General features: G+C 53.8%; 24 protein-coding genes. 14 read left to right on the top strand and 10 right to left on the bottom strand.

What is annotated here, in order from left to right:
* Positions 1-2: 2 nt before the first annotated feature.
* The 4 genes from C8D90_RS14090 to otnK are packed head-to-tail and all read right to left on the bottom strand — an operon-like array spanning position 3 to position 3480.
* Positions 3-779 carry a hydroxypyruvate isomerase family protein gene (locus tag C8D90_RS14090; protein WP_115459089.1) on the bottom strand — a complete coding sequence of 259 codons (777 nt, stop codon included), beginning with the start codon at positions 777-779 and terminating at the stop codon, positions 3-5.
* The gene (locus C8D90_RS14085) at positions 772-1566 is read right to left on the bottom strand and encodes a DeoR/GlpR family DNA-binding transcription regulator (protein WP_115459088.1); all 795 of its coding nucleotides are present in this window, start codon (positions 1564-1566) and stop codon (positions 772-774) included. The genes C8D90_RS14090 and C8D90_RS14085 overlap by 8 nt, the downstream gene beginning before the upstream one ends.
* Before the next feature lie 10 nt (positions 1567-1576).
* A complete protein-coding gene (otnC, locus tag C8D90_RS14080; protein WP_115459087.1) occupies positions 1577-2224 on the bottom strand; it encodes a 3-oxo-tetronate 4-phosphate decarboxylase in 648 nt (215 codons plus the stop codon).
* Positions 2221-3480: a 3-oxo-tetronate kinase gene (gene otnK / locus C8D90_RS14075; protein WP_115459086.1), complete on the bottom strand. Its 1260-nt coding sequence runs from the start codon at positions 3478-3480 to the stop codon at positions 2221-2223. Before otnK ends, otnC begins: the two co-directional genes overlap by 4 nt.
* Positions 3481-3767: 287 nt before the next feature.
* Between otnK and C8D90_RS14070 the strand changes: the two genes are divergently transcribed.
* Positions 3768-4067: an ArsR/SmtB family transcription factor gene (locus C8D90_RS14070; RefSeq protein ID WP_115459085.1), complete on the top strand. Its 300-nt coding sequence runs from the start codon at positions 3768-3770 to the stop codon at positions 4065-4067.
* 8 nt (positions 4068-4075) lie between these two features.
* Positions 4076-4597: a rhodanese family protein gene (locus tag C8D90_RS14065; RefSeq protein ID WP_115459084.1), complete on the top strand. Its 522-nt coding sequence runs from the start codon at positions 4076-4078 to the stop codon at positions 4595-4597.
* Positions 4598-4603: 6 nt separating this feature from the next.
* Here C8D90_RS14065 and C8D90_RS14060 read toward each other — a convergent pair whose 3' ends face one another.
* The gene (locus C8D90_RS14060) at positions 4604-5149 is read right to left on the bottom strand and encodes an AAA family ATPase (protein WP_115459083.1); all 546 of its coding nucleotides are present in this window, start codon (positions 5147-5149) and stop codon (positions 4604-4606) included.
* Positions 5150-5264: 115 nt separating this feature from the next.
* Here C8D90_RS14060 and C8D90_RS14055 point away from each other — a divergent pair, with 115 nt between their 5' ends.
* The 11 genes from C8D90_RS14055 (at position 5265) to C8D90_RS14005 (ending at position 16200) form a co-directional block, all read left to right on the top strand.
* Positions 5265-6011 carry an SDR family NAD(P)-dependent oxidoreductase gene (locus C8D90_RS14055; RefSeq protein ID WP_221810498.1) on the top strand — a complete coding sequence of 249 codons (747 nt, stop codon included), beginning with the start codon at positions 5265-5267 and terminating at the stop codon, positions 6009-6011.
* 141 nt (positions 6012-6152) lie between these two features.
* Positions 6153-6728 carry a Dps family protein gene (locus C8D90_RS14050; RefSeq protein ID WP_115459082.1) on the top strand — a complete coding sequence of 192 codons (576 nt, stop codon included), beginning with the start codon at positions 6153-6155 and terminating at the stop codon, positions 6726-6728.
* Between the two features lie 130 nt (positions 6729-6858).
* A complete protein-coding gene (locus tag C8D90_RS14045) occupies positions 6859-7683 on the top strand; it encodes an AraC family transcriptional regulator (protein ID WP_115459081.1) in 825 nt (274 codons plus the stop codon).
* A gap of 92 nt (positions 7684-7775) precedes the next feature.
* Entirely contained in the window at positions 7776-8756 is a 981-nt protein-coding gene (locus tag C8D90_RS14040) for a DMT family transporter (RefSeq protein ID WP_115459080.1), read from the top strand.
* 73 nt (positions 8757-8829) lie between these two features.
* Positions 8830-9303: a DUF1198 family protein gene (locus C8D90_RS14035; RefSeq protein WP_115459079.1), complete on the top strand. Its 474-nt coding sequence runs from the start codon at positions 8830-8832 to the stop codon at positions 9301-9303.
* 68 nt (positions 9304-9371) lie between these two features.
* On the top strand, positions 9372-10577 hold the full coding sequence (locus C8D90_RS14030; RefSeq protein WP_115459078.1) for an MFS transporter: 1206 nt from the start codon (positions 9372-9374) through the stop codon (positions 10575-10577).
* 340 nt (positions 10578-10917) lie between these two features.
* Positions 10918-11436: a transcriptional repressor MprA gene (gene mprA, locus C8D90_RS14025; RefSeq protein WP_115459077.1), complete on the top strand. Its 519-nt coding sequence runs from the start codon at positions 10918-10920 to the stop codon at positions 11434-11436.
* 20 nt (positions 11437-11456) lie between these two features.
* Complete coding sequence (locus tag C8D90_RS14020; RefSeq protein ID WP_115459076.1) at positions 11457-12911, top strand: efflux transporter outer membrane subunit; 1455 nt, start codon at positions 11457-11459, stop codon at positions 12909-12911.
* A gap of 26 nt (positions 12912-12937) precedes the next feature.
* Positions 12938-14113, top strand: a complete 1176-nt coding sequence (gene emrA, locus C8D90_RS14015) for a multidrug efflux MFS transporter periplasmic adaptor subunit EmrA (RefSeq protein WP_115459075.1) — start codon at positions 12938-12940, stop codon at positions 14111-14113.
* 21 nt (positions 14114-14134) lie between these two features.
* Positions 14135-15673, top strand: a complete 1539-nt coding sequence (gene emrB / locus C8D90_RS14010) for a multidrug efflux MFS transporter permease subunit EmrB (protein WP_115459074.1) — start codon at positions 14135-14137, stop codon at positions 15671-15673.
* Positions 15674-15819: 146 nt separating this feature from the next.
* A complete protein-coding gene (locus C8D90_RS14005) occupies positions 15820-16200 on the top strand; it encodes a cell envelope integrity TolA C-terminal domain-containing protein (RefSeq protein ID WP_147291364.1) in 381 nt (126 codons plus the stop codon).
* Between the two features lie 644 nt (positions 16201-16844).
* On the opposite strand, the gene C8D90_RS14000 is transcribed toward C8D90_RS14005, so the two are convergent.
* Positions 16845-17069: a hypothetical protein gene (locus C8D90_RS14000; RefSeq protein WP_115459072.1), complete on the bottom strand. Its 225-nt coding sequence runs from the start codon at positions 17067-17069 to the stop codon at positions 16845-16847.
* Between the two features lie 690 nt (positions 17070-17759).
* Between C8D90_RS14000 and C8D90_RS13995 the strand changes: the two genes are divergently transcribed.
* Positions 17760-18413 carry a hypothetical protein gene (locus C8D90_RS13995; RefSeq protein ID WP_115459071.1) on the top strand — a complete coding sequence of 218 codons (654 nt, stop codon included), beginning with the start codon at positions 17760-17762 and terminating at the stop codon, positions 18411-18413.
* Between the two features lie 369 nt (positions 18414-18782).
* Here the strand turns inward: C8D90_RS13995 and C8D90_RS13985 are convergent, their stop codons facing one another.
* The 4 genes from C8D90_RS13985 to tssD all read right to left on the bottom strand — a co-directional run bounded on the left by C8D90_RS13985 (position 18783) and on the right by tssD (position 20242).
* Positions 18783-19241: a hypothetical protein gene (locus C8D90_RS13985; RefSeq protein ID WP_115459069.1), complete on the bottom strand. Its 459-nt coding sequence runs from the start codon at positions 19239-19241 to the stop codon at positions 18783-18785.
* A 295-nt stretch (positions 19242-19536) separates the two neighbouring features.
* Positions 19537-19800: a hypothetical protein gene (locus tag C8D90_RS13980; RefSeq protein WP_115459068.1), complete on the bottom strand. Its 264-nt coding sequence runs from the start codon at positions 19798-19800 to the stop codon at positions 19537-19539.
* Complete coding sequence (locus C8D90_RS22105; RefSeq protein ID WP_162844403.1) at positions 19797-19970, bottom strand: hypothetical protein; 174 nt, start codon at positions 19968-19970, stop codon at positions 19797-19799. The genes C8D90_RS13980 and C8D90_RS22105 overlap by 4 nt, the downstream gene beginning before the upstream one ends.
* Positions 19970-20242 (bottom strand): type VI secretion system tube protein TssD, encoded by a 273-nt coding sequence (tssD, locus tag C8D90_RS13975; RefSeq protein ID WP_115459067.1) that lies wholly within the window; start codon positions 20240-20242, stop codon positions 19970-19972. The genes C8D90_RS22105 and tssD overlap by 1 nt, the downstream gene beginning before the upstream one ends.
* Positions 20243-20584 lie beyond the last annotated feature (342 nt).

The following is a 20584-nucleotide window of genomic DNA, read 5'->3' as shown; positions in this document are numbered from 1 at the left end:
TTTTAAAGGTAAGAGGTTAACCAGGTTAATTTATTGCTCGTTATTTCTGATGGTTTATATTCACAGCCAATCCATCCCTGAAAAGGCATGCTCGCAATACAGGCCAATATGTTTACATCATTTAATTCACCGCTACCCGGTTCATTACGCCCCGGTACGGAGGCGATTTGAAAATGACGGATAACAGACCGGTAACGCAGAATATTATTCATAATATTGCCGTGAATTTTCTGGCAATGATAAATATCGAATTGCAGACCGATATTTTCCCGCCGCACGTCACGGATTATTTTTTCCGCCAACGGGAAATTATCGATAAAATAATCCGGCATGTCTTCAGGGTTCAGCGGTTCAAGCAACACCGTGATACCGTATTGCTCAGCATAATCACAGGCGTACTGCAACCGCCGGATCAGCAGGGCGTACTGTTCCCCTGCGTCCATTCCGGCAACGCGCTTACCGGCCATAACGTGAATCTGAGCGCAGCCCAGCGTGTAACCGTACCCGCACACCCATTCCAGCCCCTGGCGGAACTCCGGCCCGCGCCCGGGAAGCGCGGCCACGCCCCGTTCCCCTGCCGCCCAGTCGCCGGCCGGCGCGTTCATTAACACCACCGGTAATGCGGTTTCCCGCTGCGCGGCGAGCAGGCTTTCCAGCGGATGCTGCCAGAGAAACAGCCCCTCCACCCCCTGAAAACCATTCGCCTGCGCGTTGGCGAAACGTTGTTCAATCGGTTGATCGGCATATAACCAATCGAGGTTAGCGGCGAATTTAAGCATGAGCCTGCTCCTTGCCACTCCCGACCTGATGCAGTTTGATCCCTTTTTCGGCAATCGCCCGGCACGCCTCCGGCGGCAATTCGGTGTCGGAAATGACGTCCGTCAGTTGCTCCAGCCCGCAGATGTGAAACATCCCGTATTTGCCGAATTTACTGCTGTCAGACACCAACACGCGCCGGCGCGACACCGTCAGCACCGCTTCTTTTACCGAGGCTTTCCCCTCGCTGGGGGTCGACATACCCCGTTCCACATCCCACGACGATGAACTGAGAAACGCGACGTCGATATTGATAGTTCGCAAAAAGCTGGCGGCGCTTTTCCCTAAACATGAACGGTTGCGTTGGTCCACCAGCCCGCCGGTGTGGTACAGCGTGATATGCGGCATATCCATCAGGTAGTGGCTGATGGAGAAGTCGTTGGTCACCACCGTTAGATTAAAACAGTTACTGGCGGCAACGGCCTTCGCCACCTCGAACAACGAGGTGCCCGCGTCGAGATAGAGCGTCTGCCCAGGCTCAATCAGCATGGCCGCCAGCTCCCCCATGCGCCGTTTCACTCCGGCGTGCAGTTCGGCTTTCTCACGCCACGGCAGCTCAATCTTGAGCAGATTGTTCAGCTTCACGCCGCCGTTTATCGCCACCACCTTCCCCTCTTCCTCCAGCATCTGGATATCGCGGCGCACCGTCATGTGCGAAACGTTCATCAGTTCCGCCAGCTCGTTGAACGACGCCACGTTCTTTTCGTGAACGTAGCGGTAGATAAAATCACGGCGTTGTTCGGGGATCATGGCGCACTCCTCAGGGGCGATAAACCTGTTCCAGTTCAGCAATGGCGGCGGCGGAAAGCGGGACGTAGCCCAGCGGTTTGAGCGTCAGCCAGATACGCGCGCTGTCCTCCAGTTCTTCAATGTTAAATACCGCCTCGCGCAGCGTGCCGCCGCTGACGATCGGCCCATGGTTCGCCAGCAGCGCCGCAGAACAGTGCCCGGCAATTTCGCTCAGCGCTTCGCCAATCGCCTCATGGCCGGGGCGGAAATAAGGCAACAGCGGCAGGCGGCCGATGCGCATCACGTAATACGGCGTCAGCGGCGGCAGGCAGTTCTCCGGCGTGTCGCACGGCAGGCAGGCAAGCGCCGTCAGCCAGGGGGAATGCAGGTGCACCACGGCGCCGCACGCCGGACGGCAGCGGTAATACGCCATATGCATCGGCACCTCTTTCGACGGGCGTTCCCCCGCGATATGCCGCCCCTGCGCATCGAGCTTGCTGAGCGTATCGGCCTGCAACTCGCCCAGGCAGGAGTTGGTCGGCGTGACCAGAAAACCGCCGTCGGGCAGCCTGACGCTGATGTTGCCGGAACCGCCGCTGCTGTAGCCGCGGTCAAACAATGACTTGCCGTAATGCACCAGTTGTTCGCGCAGTTGCGACTCGGTAAGGATGTCACTCATAACGGATACTCCTGCGCCCGGAAAAAGAAATCTTCATCGCCGAAGTTGCCGGACTTCAGCGCCAGCGCCAAATCCCGCTCCGTTTCCCGCACCCAGGGCACGCCGGGCACAATCGGCTTCCCGACGATCAGGCGTTTTACCCGCAACGCCTCCACCACCGTGCCCGACGTTTCACCGCCGGCCACGATAAACGTATTCACGCCGCGCGCCAGCAAGCGCGCCGCCAGGCGCGCAAACATCCGCTCCACGGCTTCACTGGCCGCTTGCTCGCCATACTGCTGCTGAATACGGGCCAGCTCTTGCGGCGGCAGGGTCGCGTATACCAATGGCGCCAGGCCCGCAGCATCCTGCGCCATAACCCACTCAGCCAGCGTATCCGCATAGTCCTCGTCATCATTGACGCAGCGGGCGATCGTCAGTGCCTGCCAGGGCGCGTGCACTTTGTAGGCGTTGACCTGACGGTTGGTCATGGAGGAACAGCTCCCCGACAGCACCACCGCTCTCTTCTGTGCCGGAAAAGCGAACGCATGCCGGGCAGTACAGGATGACGGCGTCAGCGCCGCCAATGCACCTCCCAGCCCGGAGCCGCCCGCCAGCAAGGGCGCATCGCGCAGGGCGGCGGCAATAATAAGCAGATCGGCAGGCGTCAGCGTATCCATAATGATGTGCTGCGCATCGCCACGCGCCCGCAGCGCCTGAGCGACGGCCTCTTCGCCGCGCTGAACCGTCGCCAGATCAATGCCGCCGATACGCCTGGCGGTTTGCGGGGCAAGCAGCGCGGTGATACGCGCGTCCTGCATCGGGTTCAGCGGATGATTTTCCATCCCTGACTGATTCAGCAACACGCCGTTTACGAACAGATGCCCGTGCACCACGGTACGCCCGTTCTGCGGCAGCGCCGGACAGTGGGCGATAAAGGGCGCCCCGCTGACCGTCATCAGGGCATCGCACACCGGCCCGATGTTGCCGCGCGGCGTGGAGTCAAAAGTTGAACAGTATTTAACGTAGATTTGCCGGGCGTCGGTCTGCCGCTTAAGCCAGCGATAGCAGGCCAGCGCCTGTTCTGTAGCCTGCTGTGCGGGCAGCGAGCGGCTCTTCAGGGAAATTACCACGGCATCCGCATCGTCCGTCCAGGGCCGATCGGCGTCGGGAAGCCCCGGCAGCAACGCCACCCTCCAGCCCTGTTCGGACATAAAACCCGCGATATCGGTCGCACCGGTAAAATCATCGGCGATAACGCCAATTTTGACAGACATGAATCCTGCTCCCGTCATTCAGCTTTCGAATTAATCACATTATTCAGGAGCGGGTTTCACATTCACATGAGGGTTCTCACAAACGGGCACATCCCTTTTGTCGGGATAAAAACCATAACCTCATGATTTATTACTAATAATGAACAGGGGTGCGATAAAAAACCCTTCACAGGCGAATGTGAAGATTCGTGAAACCACGAAAAAGGATGTTAAAGCACGGCGCGTCTGCTTTTCATTGCCTTTATTTTAGATTATTCTAAATTTAGAATTCACTAAAATACAAAACCATGACTGATTTACGCGAACTTCAGGCCAGCGCCGGTGCTGCTGCCGTACTGCTGAAAGCCATGAGCCATCCCAGCCGCCTGCTTATTCTCTGCATGCTGGTCGACTCGCCGGGCACCGGCGCCGGTGAACTGGCGGCCATCACCGGCCTCAGTCCGTCGGCAACATCCCAGCACCTGACGCGCATGCGGGAGGAGGGATTGATTGAGAACCGCCGGGAAGCCCAGCGCGTACTTTATTTCATTAAAAACGAAGCCGTGCAGCAGATCATCGGCACCCTGAAGAACATCTATTGCCCGTAAGGATAGCTATGAATACCCAAAACCTCTCCCCGGCAGACGCCAAAAGCCTGCTCGATCAGGGCGCACGCCTGTACGACATCCGCGAAACACAGGAATACGCCCGTGAACATATTCCGTCCGCCGTTTCGCTCCCGCTGTCCGCAATTGAAAACGGCGCGCGCGCGGAGAACGCCGGCGAGAACGACAACGTTATTTTTCACTGCCTGTCCGGTATGCGCTCCGGTAAAAATGCAGAGCTTCTAGCCCGCGCGGCGGCGCCGGCCAAGGTTTACCTGATGGACGGTGGTATCAATGCCTGGAAACGGCAGGGATTGCCGGTAGATAAAGATAACAGCCAGCCGCTGCCAATTATGCGGCAGGTGCAGATTGCGGCGGGATCGCTGGTGTTAGCCGGTACGCTGCTGGGCTACTTCGTCACGCCCGGTTTTTTGCTGCTGTCCGGTTTTGTCGGGGCGGGCCTGGTGTTCGCCGGCCTGAGCGGCTGTTGCGGTATGGCGATGCTGCTGGCGCGGATGCCGTGGAATAAATAGCCCCGGCTAAATGCGTTCATCGTTCAGCAGACGCAGAATGAAATCAGCACGTCCGGCGACAGCGAGGCGGGGTATCTCCGTCAACGCATACCCCAGCGCGCCGTAAGACACCACCAGGCGCGCGTACTCGGCGCTGGCCGCGGCAAAATCGTGACGGCGCTGGGCGTCACAAACGTAAATCTCCGGCCAGGGCGGCGTCAGGAAAATGCGCCGGTGGTAGCGACATTCCGCCGCCGGGCCGCTCAGCAACGGTTCTCCGGCAAAGTGCTGCAAACCCGATGCCGCATCCACGATGCCGCGATCGCAGAAGATCCAATCCCGCGCATTACAGGCGCTAAGATAATCCTCCCGTGCCTTTTCCAGCGTACAGAATAAAAAGGCCGTCATATCGACCCAGGGCAACGCCGCGCTGCCGTCACGCTGCGCTTCGTCAACCACCCGCCTGCCGGGTTCTCCGATCACGGTAAATCCCCGCCGGTTCAGCTCGGCCAGCAGCGTTGATTTACCGCCTCCCGAACAACCGGATATCACCACCAACCGATTTTTTACCATGTTGTCCTCCGCCTTGCCACGGTGAATAAAAAGTAAACATATGACGTTTTGTGTTAAGAAAAAATGTTACAGCATCGTTATATTCATAAGCATAATCTCATGAAAAGGAGAACTAATGATGAGTTTCAACGGAAAGGTTGCCATCGTTACCGGCGGCTCCAGCGGCATCGGTCTGGAAACCGTAAAAGCTTTCGCCCGTGAAGGTGCAAAAGTCATCATCGCCGACATCAGCGAGCGCGGTCAGGAAGCCACCCGCGTGCTGCAACAGGAAGGATTTCAGGTTCATTTTGTCAAAACCGACGTCACCCGTCAGCAGGATCAGGAAAAACTTATTGAGGAAACCCTGCGCCAGTATGGCCAATTGGACATTCTGTTCGCGAATGCCGGTATCGCGCGTGACGATGCCATCGATCGCCTGAGCCTGGAGAACTGGCAAACCACCATCGACATCAACCTCACCGGCGTATTCCTCAGCAACCAGTGCGCCATCCGTCACTGGCTCACCGCCGGGAAGAAAGGCATTATCGTCAACTGCGGCTCCATCCACAGCTTCGTCGGTAAACAGCACGTCACCGCGTATGCCGCGGCAAAAGGCGGGGTCAAGCTGCTGACGGAAACGCTGGCCGCCGATTACGCCGCGAAGGGTATCCGTGTGAACGCGGTGTGCCCCGGCTATATCGACACGCCGCTGCTCAGCGCCCTGACCCACGAGCAAAAAGAGGCGCTGGTGAAACTGCATCCGCAAGGGCGTCTCGGCCGGCCGGAAGAGGTCGCCAACGTCGTGCTGTTCCTCGCCGGCGACAAAGCCAGCTTCGTCAATGGCGCATCCGTGCTGGTTGACGGCGGTTATACCGCGCAATAAAGTCGCAGACCGCGACGCTGTCCGCCCTGGTGTACAGCGTCGCCTGCAATCATCATACAATAGTCCCCTCTCGCCCTGGTTACGATGGTCTATACTGGTTTCGGGCAAGAAACATCGACAGTCCATGTTATTTCACAGGAGATGAAGATGAGCACGACCAAGTTGGGAAAAACTAAAGCCGGTGAAGCCAAAGTCAGCGAAGCCAAAAAGATTCGCAGCCGTCCGCTGGCAACCCCTTCCGATTTAGGCGCTAAGGCAACGGAAGCAATTGGTGCGGCAATGAACGCTATTCTGGCGGATATCTACGCTCTTTACCTGAAAACCAAAAACTTTCACTGGCACATGAGCGGACCGCATTTCCGCGATTACCATTTGCTGCTGGATGAACAAGCCACGCAAATATTCGCCATGACTGACGACATCGCCGAGCGCGTGCGTAAAATCGGCGGGCCGACCCTGCACTCCATCGGGCAGATCTCCCGCATGCAGCGCATTAAAGACAACGACGCCGACTACGTTGAACCAGCCGACATGCTGGCCGAGCTTTGTGAAGACAACAAAGCGCTGGCCGCGGAATTCCGCGCGGCGCACGCCATTTGCGACGAGTACAACGACATTTCCACCGCCAGCCTGATCGAGAACTGGATCGATGAAACCGAACGCCGCGTTTGGTTCCTGTTTGAGTCCGGCCGCGCATCAAAAACCTCTGGGCATTAATCCCGCCGGTTTTCTTTTACAGGCCCGCCCGCGGGCCTGTTGTATTTTCCTTCCGTTCTTTTTGGTTCAGCGAATTTTTCTTTCCGCTATAGTAGGCTGAACGTTATTCGTCACCCGTTGGGCCAACATCATGCAAGGCGTTCCCGAACACTTCACCAGCGAAAAAGATCGTGCGCAGTTCCGGCATCTGGCGCATTTGCCGGGGGTGGAGCTGTATCAGGCCCACATTGAGCACTACGCCTTTGAACCTCATACCCATGAAGCCTTCGGCATCGGCGCTATTGAGCAGGGCGCCGAGCGTTTTCGCTACCGCGGGGCGGAACACCTGGCTCCCGCCGGCTCCCTGACACTGATGAACCCCGACGAGATTCATACCGGCCGCGCCGAAACGCCGGGCGGTTGGCGTTACCAGATGATCTATCTGGAACCGGACGTCGTCGAACAGATCAGCGGCGAACGCAACTGGAGCTTTCACGACGTGGTGCGCCATCACCCTGCCGATGCCGGGCATATGTCCCTGTTGCTGAACCGGTTATGGCGCAGCACCGAACCGCTGGAAATCGACGGCCTGCTGCTGGCCCTGCTGACGCTCGGCCGCCGCTACGCGCGCACCGGCCACTCTGCGCCGCCGCAAGCCCGCCATCGCTTTAGCATTGTGCAGGATTACCTACGCGAAAATCTGGAACAGCGCATCACGCTGGCCGAACTGGCAACATTGGTCGATCTCAGCCCTTACCATTTCCTGCGCCAGTTTAAGGCGCAGTACCACGTCACCCCGATGCAGATGCTGATGGCCTACCGCCTGTTCGCGGCCAAACAAATGCTCGACCGCGGCATTCCCGCCGCCCACGTCGCAGCGGCCACCGGTATGACCGATCAGGCCCACCTGACCCGCGCCTTCACCCAGCGCTACGGCATTACTCCCGCCCGTTACCAAAAACAAGTCACGCGCTGACTCCCCGAACAGCAATTTGCTACAAGATTCCGTCTCACCGCCGCCTTACACTCCCAGCGTTCACCCTGCTCAATAATGGAATAAAAATCAACATGCTATCCGGCATTCTTTACGCCCTTGCCGCCGGGCTGATGTGGGGCCTGATTTTCGTCGGGCCGGTCATCGTTCCCGAATACCCCGCGGCCCTGCAATCCGTTGGTCGCTACGTCGCCTTCGGTCTGATCGCCCTGCCCCTGGCCTGGTACGATCGCCGTCGCCTGCGCCGGTTATCGCGCGCGGACTGGGCCGAGGCGCTGAAGCTTTCGCTGGTCGGCAACCTGATGTACTACCTGTGCCTCGCCAGCGCTATTCAGCGCACCGGCGCGCCGGTGTCCACCATGATTATCGGCACGCTGCCGGTGGTCATTACCCTGTGCGCCAACCTTAAATATGCCGGACGGGACGGGCGTCTGCCCTGGCGCGGCCTGGCGCCGTCCCTGCTGCTGATCGCCGTCGGGCTGGGCTGCGTCAACGCCGCCGAACTGCGCCTCGCCCCAGCCGCCCCCGCAATGACGACCTACCTCAGCGGCATTCTGCTGGCCTGCCTGGCCGTCGTCTGCTGGACCTGGTATCCGCTGCGCAACGCCGCCTGGCTGCGCACCCACCCACAGCACAGCCCCGTCACCTGGGCTACCGCGCAGGGCATCGCCACGCTGCCGCTGGCGTTGATCGGCTATGTGCTGGTCTGGGGCGGGATGGCGTTCAGCGGTTCATCATTTCCGCTGCCGTTCGGCCCCCGGCCGCTGGTGTTCATTACCTTAATGCTCGCCATAGGCTTACTCTGCTCCTGGCTGGGCACCCTGTGCTGGAATGCGGCAAGTCAGCGCTTACCCACCGCGCTGGTCGGTCCGTTGATTGTATTCGAAATTCTGGCGGGACTGGCCTATGCTTTCCTGCTGCGCCAGCAGTGGCCGCCGCTGCTGACCCTGGCAGGAATAGTCTGCCTGTTGATCGGCGTCATCAGCACCCTGCGCCTGAAGCCTGAAGCGCGCGCCGCCGCCGGCGAAGCGCAGCCCGGTCAGGGAGAGCGTTAAATTCCCGTCCGGGGATTGTCTAACCCACGCGCACTCCCCTATGATGTGACGACCTGTTTTCCCGGAGAATGTCATGACCTGGTTAATTTTAGCCACGATAGCCGTGGTGTTTGTTGTCGGTTTCCGGGTAATGACCTCTGAAACACGCCGCGCCGCCCAGGCGCTGACCCGCCGGCTGAATATCGAACCGCTTTACGTGGAGTCGCTGCTGAATCAGATGGGGAAGGCCGCCGCCGGTGATTTTACCCGCTATATCGTGCAGGGTGGGGAATCCCATCTGGGCAACGCCGCGGCGGTGTTGCTGATTTATCAGTCTTTCATTATTAATCCGTCGGACGAAAGCCAGACGTTCTGGCGCGGCGTACTGCGTAAGGCGCACCTGCCGGCGGAGCTGACTCAGGAGCACGTACGCCTGACGCTGACGTTCCTGCGTGAGCTGGATGTTGACGCCGCCGAGCTGTCGCAGTTCCGCAGTCAGTACAATGCCCGCTTTACCGTACTGGAAACGCCGGCGGACTACCCTGACAACGTCTATCGCATCCATTGATAAATGCAGATAAACAATGGTGCGACAAGCCCGACAACGACTGAAGACTTCCGCATATAGAAAATGCCATGAACCCACCATCACAAACCGAATTCGTACTGCGTCCGCCGTTGATCCTGCTGATGGCCGTCGCGACCGGGTTATCCGTCGCCGGCATTTACTATGCGCAGCCGTTGCTGGACACCATCGCCCGCGCCTTTGATTTATCGGCCGACCGCGCCGGCCTGATCGTGACCGCGGCGCAGTTGGGCTACGCCGCCGGGCTGATGTTTATCGTTCCGCTGGGTGATATGTTCGAACGGCGCGGGCTGATCGTCACCATGACGCTGCTGTCGGCGGGTGGACTGCTGATCACCGCGCTCGCCCCCGACGTTATCTGGATCGTCATCGGCACGCTGCTGACCGGCCTGTTCTCTGTCGTTGCCCAGATTCTGGTTCCGCTGGCTGCAACGCTGGCGGAACCGCAAAAACGCGGCCGGGTGGTCGGCCTGGTCATGAGCGGTCTGCTGCTGGGGATCTTACTGGCGCGCACCGCCGCCGGCGCCCTGGCCAGCCTTGGCGGCTGGCGCACGGTGTACTGGGTTGCCGCAATTCTGATGGTGATCCTGGCGCTGGTGCTGTGGCGCAGCCTGCCGCGCTATCAGCAGAAGTCCGATCTGAATTACGGCCAGTTGCTGACGTCAATCTGCCGGCTGTTTGTCTCTCATCCAGTGTTGCGTACCCGTGCGCTGGTCGGCGCCTGCTCTTTCGCCAACTTCAGTATCCTGTGGACTTCCATCGCTTTTCTGCTGGCCTCGCCGCCTTACGGCTACAACGAAGGGGTGATCGGTCTGTTCGGCCTGGTCGGCGCGGCAGGCGCGCTGGCCGCCAGCCGGGCGGGACATCTGGCGGACAAAGGGAAAGCAACCCTGTCCACCAGCATCGGCATGGTTTTGCTGCTGCTGTCGTGGGCCGCCATTTACGCCGGCGCCGACCTGCTCTGGCCGTTGCTGCTGGGCATCGTGGTGCTGGATCTGGCGGTACAGGGCATACACGTCACTAATCAGAGCGTGATTTATCACATGATGCCGGAAGCCAGAAACCGCTTAACGGCCGGCTACATGACCAGCTATTTTATCGGCGGCGCAACAGGCTCGTTAGCTTCCGCGTATGCTTATGAACATGGCGGCTGGGCGGGCGTTTGCGCCGCCGGTGCCGTATTCAGCGTACTCAACCTGCTTATCTGGCTGGGCAGCCCGGCAGGCCGCTACAACACGGTGACTCAGATTCATTAATCGCAAAAATATAATCGCATGATTAATAATCCATGATATTGTTTTGACGGTTAACGTTCCGGCAAGGCGATCTACGCTGATCTGTAAGGCAATTTAAACCAACGCCCTATGTCTGCCTCAGGTTGGCGTCGCAACCGATCGCTGTCTGCCGGATCGCCAGATTCATGAGGATTTACAAAGAATTTTTTTCACTAAACCATTGAAGTGAAAAATAATAACAAGATGTTGCATTCACCGATATTAACTAATTACACAAATAGCTAATAATTTAACGCCTGAATCGTTTACATTGTTAGTCCTCATGATTACTATACCGCGCGAAATTAATGGGGTATTACACATGCCAAGCTCGATTTCTCATATCGAAGAAATGCTTAACTTTCGGGCCCAGCGCCAGAAAGATTTTCCTTACCAGGAGATTCTGCTTACCCGGCTCTGCATGCACATGCAGAACAGACTGCTGGAAAACCGTAACAAGATGCTGAAAGAACAAGGCATTAATGAAACCTTGTTTATGGCGCTCATTACGCTGGAAGCACAGGAAAATAACAGCATTCAGCCTTCGGAACTCAGTGCCGCACTCGGCTCCTCCCGCACCAACGCAACCCGCATCGCGGATGAACTGGAAAAACGCGGATGGATCGAGCGTCGTGAAAGCGACAACGACCGTCGTTGCCTTTACCTGCACCTGACGCCTTCCGGTGAAGAGTTTTTAGAAAAAATCCTCCCGCCTCAGCACAAAGCCCTGCATAATTTATGGTCCGTGCTCGATGCGGAGGAACAGCAGCAGTTGGAAGGACTAACGCGCAAGCTGCTGGCGCGTTTGGAACTGATGGAACAGACGGGCTTCGATCAGTAATTCCGTCAGGTAACCCTTATATGCGATTGTCATATCGTTGGCAGTTTTCTTGTCTTACTGCGGTTTTGATATTAGCAGGTTGTGCATCAACTAATGATATCGGGCCGCAGTCCACAATAATTACTTCTCAGCAATTACAGCTTTCACCCCGTTCTGCAACAGCCTCGCCCGTCAGCCTGACCTGGTGGACGGCGTTTAACGATCCTCAGCTCAATGCGCTGATGGACGGCGCGTTGCGCGATTCGCCCACGCTGAAACAGGCGAGCGCGCGGATACGCGAGGCGCAGAGCGCCGTGGGGATGGCAAACTCATTGAACGGCCCGAACCTGGATCTGAACGGCAGTATCCGCCGCGATCGCTTTTCGCAGAATACCATTCAGCCGCTGGCGCCGGGCGCGCCGTCGCAGCCGTTGTATGAAACCACCAATCAGTTGGGGCTGAACTTCAGCTACGAGTTTGACTGGTGGGGGAAATTTCATAACCAGGTCAATGCCGCCAAAGCCCAGGTCAGTTCCCTGCAGGCAGAACGCCAGCAGAGCGTACTGACGTTAACCTCCGCGCTGGCCGCCGCCTATTACCAGTTGCAGAACGATTTTGAACTGCAGAAGTTGCTGCAACAGCAGACAGCGGCCAGCCAGACGACGGCCGACATCCAGCAACGGCAATATCAGGCAGGCGTCGTCGGCGTAGAAGTCTGGCAACAGGCAGCCGCGCAGGTGGAACTGAACCGCCAGCAACTGACGCAGATCGCGGCGCACATCGAAACATTGCAGCATCAGATTGCCGCACTGAGTGGTAAAGGCATCGGCGCCGCCACGGCTGTCCGGCCGGTCACGCTGCCGGCGAGTGACCGCCTGACGCCGCCATCGACGCTGACCACCGACCTGCTCAGCCAGCGCCCGGATATTACGGCGCAGCGCGCGTTGATCGAGTCTTACGAGCAGAGCGTGCAAGCCGCACGTAAAGATTTCTACCCCAGCCTGTCGATTACTGCCTTCGCCGGACTGACCACCGCCAATTTCCACGGCGACAATCCCACGTTTTTCGAAGAAGCGAGCCGGGCCTGGAACTTTGCACCGGCAATTTCCCTGCCTATATTTCATGCAGGGGCATTGCGCAGTAAATTAGGGCAGGAATCGGCGCTGTACGATCAATCAGTGGAGCTTTACAATCAAACCGTGTTGAACGCGGTACAGGATGCTGCCGACGCCATCACACAGCAGCAGAATGCTGAACGCCAGTACCAGCAGTCACAACTGGCTTCACAGGCCATCGCCCGGGCGTACCGGGTGGCGCAGGAGCAATACCGGAGCGGGCTGACCGGACGTCTTCCCATGCTGAACAGCCAAACCCAATTACTGCAACAGCAGCAGGCCGAGATGAATGCACGGAATGTACTTTTGCAGTCCAAAATCGATCTCATCCGTTCGCTGGGCGGCGGCTATCACGCCTCCGCAGCGCAATCGAAAGCATAAAAAAAGAAGACGTGGAGAAACACACCATGAGCGAAAATGCGGCTGCTCAGGCCCCGCAACCGTCAGCGACCAACAAAAAGCGGCAGCGTAAGACGTGGCTGCTGATCCTGACGGCCCTGTTTATTCTCGTCGGCGTAGCCTGGCTGGTGTACTGGTTCCTGGTATTACGCCATCACCAGGAAACCGACGATGCCTATGTCACAGGCAACCAGGTGCAGATAATGGCGCAGGTTTCCGGGAGCGTGACGCAGGTTAACTTCGACGGCACCGATCTGGTCAAGGCCGGCGACGTGCTGGTCATCCTGGACAAAACCGACGCGGAGCAAGCCTATGAACGGGCGAAAACCGCGCTCGCCAGCAGCGTGCGCCAGATTCACCAGCAAATCATCAACAGCAAACAGTATCAGGCCAACATCACTTTGCGCCAAACGCAGTTGAACCAGGCGACCAACGACTACAAACGGCGTCAGATCCTGGGCAGCGTGGACGCCATCGGCCGTGAAGAATTGCAGCATGCCAAAGACGCGGTAGAAAGCGCCCGCGCCTCGCTGGAAGTTGCGGTTCAGCAGTACAACGCCAATCAGGCCATGGTTCTGAATACGCCGCTGGAGAAACAGCCTTCGGTGCTGCAAGCCGCCGCGCAGGTACGCGACGCCTGGCTGGCGCTGGAGCGTACTCAAATCCGCAGCCCGATCACCGGTTATGTTTCCCGCCGCAGCGTTCAGGTTGGCGCGCAGATCACGCCCAGCACGCCGCTGATGGCCGTGGTTCCCGCCGACCAGATCTGGATTGATGCCAACTTCAAAGAAACCCAACTGGCGGACATGCGTATCGGCCAGTCCGCTACCGTCGTCAGCGATATGTACGGCGACGACGTGGTGTATCAGGGTAAGGTCGCCGGTCTGGACATGGGCACCGGCAGCGCCTTCTCCCTGCTGCCGGCGCAAAACGCCACGGGGAACTGGATTAAGGTCGTGCAGCGTTTGCCGGTACGTATCGAACTGGACCCGAAACAGGTCGCGGAGCATCCGCTGCGCATCGGCCTGTCGACGCTGGTCACCGTTGACACCGCCGGTAAAAAAGGTGCCGTCCTCGCTGAGCAGGCTCGCACCACGCCTGCTTATACCAGTAATGTGCTGACGCTGGATCTGGCGCCGGTTAACCAGGTTATCGCCGACATCATCCGGACGAACGCGGGCTAACTACTGACGGCAGAGGTCAACGTGCAACAAAAACCGCTTGAGGGCGCGCGTCTTGCCTGGATGACGGTGGCGCTGGCGATGGCTACCTTTATGCAGGTGCTGGATTCGACCATCGCCAACGTGGCTATTCCGACGATTTCCGGCAACCTGGGGGCATCCAACTCCCAGGGAACCTGGGTCATTACGTCATTTGGGGTCGCCAACGCGATATCTATTCCGATCACCGGCTGGCTGGCAAAGCGCTTCGGCGAGGTTCGCCTGTTCCTGTGGTCCACCGCCCTGTTCTCCCTGGCGTCATGGCTGTGCGGGATTTCCAGCAGCCTGGAAATGCTGATTTTCTTCCGCGTGCTGCAGGGCGTGGTGGCAGGACCGCTGATCCCGCTGTCGCAAAGCCTGCTGCTGAGCAACTACCCTCCCGCCAAGCGAAATATGGCGCTGGCGATGTGGTCGATGACGGTGATCGTCGCACCGATATGCGGGCCGATCCTCGGCGGCTATATCAGCGATAATTATCACTGGGGCTGGATCTTTTTCATCAACATCCCGCTGGCCGCGTTCGTGGTGTTGATTGCCATGCAAACGCTGAAAGGCCGCGAAACCCGTACGGAGATCCGCCCCATTGACACCATCGGGCTGATATTGCTGACGGTCGGCGTGGGCAGCCTGCAGGTGATGCTGGACAAAGGGAAAGAGCTGGATTGGTTCAACTCCAATGAGATCATCGTCTTAACCGTGGTGGCGGTGATTGCGCTGGCGTTTTTGATCGTCTGGGAACTGACGGACGATCATCCGGTGGTGGATTTGTCGCTGTTCAAATCGCGCAACTTTACCATCGGCACCCTGTGCACCAGCCTGGCCTATATGCTCTACTTCGGCGCTATCGTATTATTGCCGCAGCTATTGCAGTCGGTTTTCGGCTATACCGCAACCTGGGCGGGGCTGGCATCGGCGCCGGTCGGGTTCATCCCGATCCTGCTTTCGCCGATCATCGGTCGTTTCGCGCCCAAGCTGGATATGCGCCGCCTGGTGACATTCAGCTTTATCATGTACGCCGTCTGTTTTTACTGGCGCGCCTACACATTCGAGCCATCGATGGATTTCGGCGCTTCCGCCTGGCCGCAGTTTATTCAGGGCTTCGCCGTGGGCTGCTTCTTCATGCCGCTGACCACCATTACCCTGGCAGGACTGCCGCCGGAGCGCCTGGCTGCGGCGTCCAGCCTGACCAACTTCTGCCGTACCCTGGCCGGTTCTATCGGTACCTCGATCACCACAACGTTGTGGGAACGGCGCGAGGCGATGCATCATTCCCAGTTGGCTGAGGCGGTGAATCCTTATAATCCGCTGGCGCAGCAGATGTATGGCGAGCTGGAAAAGATGGGCATGAATTCCAGCCAGTCTTCCGCTTATCTGGCAGGACAAATCACCAATCAGGGGCTGATTATTGCCGCGAATGAAATCTTCTGGATTTCTGCCGGGGTGTTCCTGGCGCTGCTGGTGCTGGTGTGGTTCGCCAAACCGCCGTTTACCACCGCCGGAGGCGGCGGGGGCGGTGCGCATTAAAGATGGTTGAATAACACGCCCGGCGAGATTTGGATTTCGCCGGGCGTTTTTTATTAAATTTTGTTGTATATCGGCAGAATCAGAGAAGCGAAACGTTTATCCTGTGCAAATTCAACGTCAGGGAATTCTGTCGACAGGACGACAACATGAAAATCATCAGATGCTTACTTGCAGCGTTTATTTGCATTAGTTCTGCCGGGTGCCAACAACAAAAAACGGAGAAGGTACTGCTACCCGGCAGCAGTGTCCCTATACATTTTGGCGAAAAGTATACGGGGAATGACATACAGGAATACGCCACGTTACTCCGTACAACCATTCAATATTCTTTCTACGAGCCGTCTAAATGGCAGGGAAAAACCTGTTCATTGAAAATAAATATGGACCTGAGGCTAGCTACCTATGAAAGCGGCGATATCGGGTTGTGTCAGGCAGCCATGAAAGCGGCAGAAAAAGCCAGGTTACCTGAGCCCACAGGGGAACTGAGAAACGCCTTCCGAACTTTTTACCTGGAATTCGCACCTTAACCCGGTGCACATTTATTCTCCTGCGGCTTGATAAAAAGCTGCCGGTCAATATACGCCGGCTATTAGCAGCAACCGCCTTTACCCTTGCTTTCAGGCGCAAGTTGTATGGGCGGACACTGAGGTTCTATTTAGTAAGGTCTGTGATTTTCTTTTTTAGGGATAAGAATTCCCTTAGCGATTAAGCGAGCCTTATGCTCACTCAACCTTCTTCTGAGATACCAGCTTAAAAGCCCAACAGGGGGCATGATTAAACACATAATAACGATATTATGGGGAGAATCTTTGAATACAAAGAATGAAATGACAATCGCGACCACACTCAGCCCCATAAAATAATTAAGCAAAAGACTAACAACAAAAAACAACACACCTATTATTCTATTTCTCATTCTAACCCCATTGATAGTCGTAACACATTGAAACCCTTTCAGTAAGATCTGTAATTTTCTTTTTTTTAGGAGGAAGAACACCCTTATTAACAAAATGGATTTTATATTTCTTCAGTTTACCTCTAAAACACCAACTTAAAACACCGCTAAAAATAAGAATGCTATTCAGTATAAATAAATCACGCAAATTCTCTCTAAATACAAATAATGAGGCAAAGCCTAAAGCAATGCAAAACCACATCAAACAACCTAATATTAAATCACTAATAAAAAAAGCAGCTCTATGATTTTATTTTTCGCCCCACTCCCTAGATAAAAATTATCATTTATCTCATTAAATAATATTGGGTTAGTTTGTTTTATTTGGATAACTTTCACAAAAGGAGTAACCTGCCTCTCTACTAAAAAATAGGACAAATCCAGACCATCTTCAGCCCGAAGTTTCCAATATAGGATGCGCATATAGATGATGCTTGACATAAAAATCCTTTTTATTGATTGAATAACCGTACAGTGCTTAACACTATATTGAAGCATTTCTTATGTCTACAGTGTTATCTAAGCAGGGAGATCCCGCCATAGAAAAGATATTAATACACTGATATAAAAGAGTAAGCCAGAACAGAACGGGCTATCATGTTGTTGGTTATGTCCAGCACTCAACAACTTATCGGTAAAGTTTCCCCCATAAAAAAACCACCCCGAAGGGGGATGATGAGACATATAAAATCAATGTATTAACTCTTAATTATTTAATATCTATATGATATTAAAAAAGTATGGGCAACAAGAAGGTGTACAACAAACCAAAGTTTACAACCACACGCGGTAGCACCTCTTACATAAACTTCCGTCTTCCGAGCGGGAGTTTTTTTCGTCAAGCGTTGGGAACAGATTCTCTCAAAACAACTGAGGCTACGATGTCTCGGCTATCCCCATACATCCCGCTAGTCCAGAGCGGGCCTATGTCTGTAAAGGAATTTCAGAAACGTGTTGCAGGTTTGAGAGAGCTAACACAGTAGAACTCAGTCAGCAGGTACAACAGCACGATACACACGTACAATTTGAGAAGTTGCTCTCAGTAGTAGTATATTTAAGTAAGCTCCTGTTGAGTTAAAAATTTAAAAATGCTTATATGTGAAATTGAGTTAACTTTTGGAATGGATTTCTATGAGCACGCCACAGCAAATTGCAGAAGCTATTCTTGATGTCATCGGCAATAAGAAGAAAAACAATCGAGATGTTTTCTTTTATAGCGTAGGAACGACATTTATTAATACTACAACTGATATTGCCTATCTCGGAATAGATTTTTTTGATACAGAGAATCGAGGGCGGAATCAACAAGAACGTATTAGAATGTTCGCACGGATGAAAAGAGGCGTGACGAAGTTCGATTTAACAAAGATCATTGAGATAATCATAGATGAGTACACCTATAGGCTCTCAGAAGACCAGCTTTCGACTGTTCTAGCTAAAAAAGCTGGCGAAAAGGTCGGGGGATATATAACCAAAACAGTATTAATAACAGAAGTAGCAAGCCTGTTTACGAGTAAGTTTTTAACCAATCTTGTGTTTGGTGCTGGACTTTCAAGCGTCTTTAGTGCTGGCTCCTCTGTTTCCCGTGCTATCTATTCATCTGAGGAGTTACGCAACCGCTTTCCTTCTATATATAACCGGCTGCGGATGAGTGGAGATTTGGATCTGTTCTTTTTTTTAGTAGAGGCTCAAACAAAGCCATTTTTACAGGCCATTGAATTGAAAAATAGAAACCCGGCTGCTTGGAATGAGGTATTTGAGTTAGTAAATAAGGGGCTGCAATAGCCCCTTTATTTTTTCTTTAATCTTTTAAAGAAAAAGTAGGAAATAAAAAACGATATCACAATAAAAAGAAACTTACCTACTAAAACCCCTGAGGTATAGGGGGTGAATCCACCTATGCTAAATACCTCGGAAATCATAGGAAAGGAGTCTATTAGTATAAATAGCGCGATCAACAGAAATACCAGCATCAGAATGCCAGAGGTTGATCTGAATACCTTTGAGAATAGAGTACTTCTGCTCACAATATTTCCCTTATCATCCATTGACTTATGACATACTATGCTAATTAACAAAATATGTACATAAGAATAGTTAACGGAATGGTGTGATTCTTGAGCAGCATTGATCAATATCACTTCGGAAGAAGAGTCAGCCCCGACGAGATGGGCTATCAGCAGATATCTTAGTTGAATCAGTGCTGCTGTCGTAGTCAAGGGAAAAAATGGTGTCGCTGTCAAAGAGGAACTTAACGTTCACATTGCCTTCAGGTGTACTGTTATAGTCGATTGTAACGAGTTGGTGGCCCGCCACACCTTCCAGCTCTGACAAATCGTTGAATATGGTGCCATGTAAAAGCGTAGAATTGACAGAGCTTCCGATCTGAGTTTTATGTCGCCAGAATACCATTGCCGCTTCAAAGCAGATGCTATACCAATAATCCCCGAACTGGAAATACACTACATTAGCCGGATCTGCCAATATAGTTCCTTCATAGTACTGGCAAACAACGAGACCGCTACAAGTCTGCCCAATGATATCCGGAGTCCGTCCATCCCCATTAAAAGTTAAATAGCCAGTGATTGTTACATGCTCGGAGCTTTCATTCATTTGCGTCCATTCTCCTTTGTTTGGACATTCTAACCGGCCACCTCAAGTTGATTTATGGGGTACCGCCTGCATCATATAATAAATAAACACACGTGTGGCAATAAGTTGGGCTATGCGGGATACTTACATATTCTCTCTCACTTGCCTACTTACAGGATGTAATATGGCTAGTGACTCCATGAAGAGCGAGTTATTCCCATGGAATTATCTGAACAGCCTCACCCAATATATCTAGATATAACATCCTATTTGAAATGGTAGCTACAGCTATAGAGTCCATAGATAAAGATATTTTCTAATATGGCCGATAATCCTCCTTCTTAGGATCAATCAAACCTTTTCCGATTAAATAAATTTCAAACCTCTCAAGATTTTTACCCAAATACATACTTGCTATACCAATGACAATAAAGGAAAAATCATATAGCATTAATGCTTCCATATCATCATGCCAAATAAAATACGAAAATAGCACAATGAGTGCACAAGCACCAGCTATATAACCAAATAGCAGATGAAACATAAAGATAAAAAAACGCAACATCAACTTTATTATCATGATATATTCCCTAAAAAATGATCGTTTATTTCATTAAAAATCTCTGGCTCAATATTTTTTATTTGAATCACTTTTACAAATGGCGCAGCATAGCTCTCAACGGCAAAATAAAGTAAGTCTAAATCCCCCTCAGCCCTCAAGCGCCAATATAATGAAGAATCGTCCATCATTAGTTGACGCGATCTATACACAGCTCTAGCAAGTTGCCCTCCAATAATATAAAGACTACTAATAGAGATGATTTATCTATGAGTTTAAGGATGAGTACAGGTTGGTGATTCACATGTTGAGAACGGGTGGTAAGGTGCTGATAGGACAAGACGAAGATATCATCCTCGTGACCTGCCTGGTATTTATTGCCGATAGAATCAAACGAGCCACAACCAGCAGAAATCAGCCCCTGTTTTTTCCCCTTGATGCGCATGTAGATGATACTTGACATAAAAATCCTTTTTATTGATTGAATAACCGTACAGTGCTTAACACTATACTGAAGCATTTCTTATGTCTACAGTGTTATCTAAGCAGGGAGATCCCGCCACAGAAAAGATATTAATGCACTGATATAAAAGGATCTTTATGGAGTAAGCCAGAACAGAACGGGCTATCACTAGTTCGGATAGTCGTTGGGCACAGCAGAACATAGTCAGCAGATACAACTGCCCGCTACACACGTACAATTTGAGAAGCTGCTCCCAGTTGTTGATTCCATCAGTTATGTTTAAGAAATAACAGGTGGATTTATAAATAATAATGTAGTTTCATTATTGGCTTCTTCTGGATT

It is taken from the genome of Enterobacillus tribolii (genome assembly GCF_003363015.1).
Classification (GTDB): Bacteria; Pseudomonadota; Gammaproteobacteria; order Enterobacterales; family Enterobacteriaceae; genus Enterobacillus; species Enterobacillus tribolii.
The sequence above is the reverse complement of the archived record's forward strand: the minus strand, read 5'-3'. Positions and strand labels throughout refer to the sequence as shown.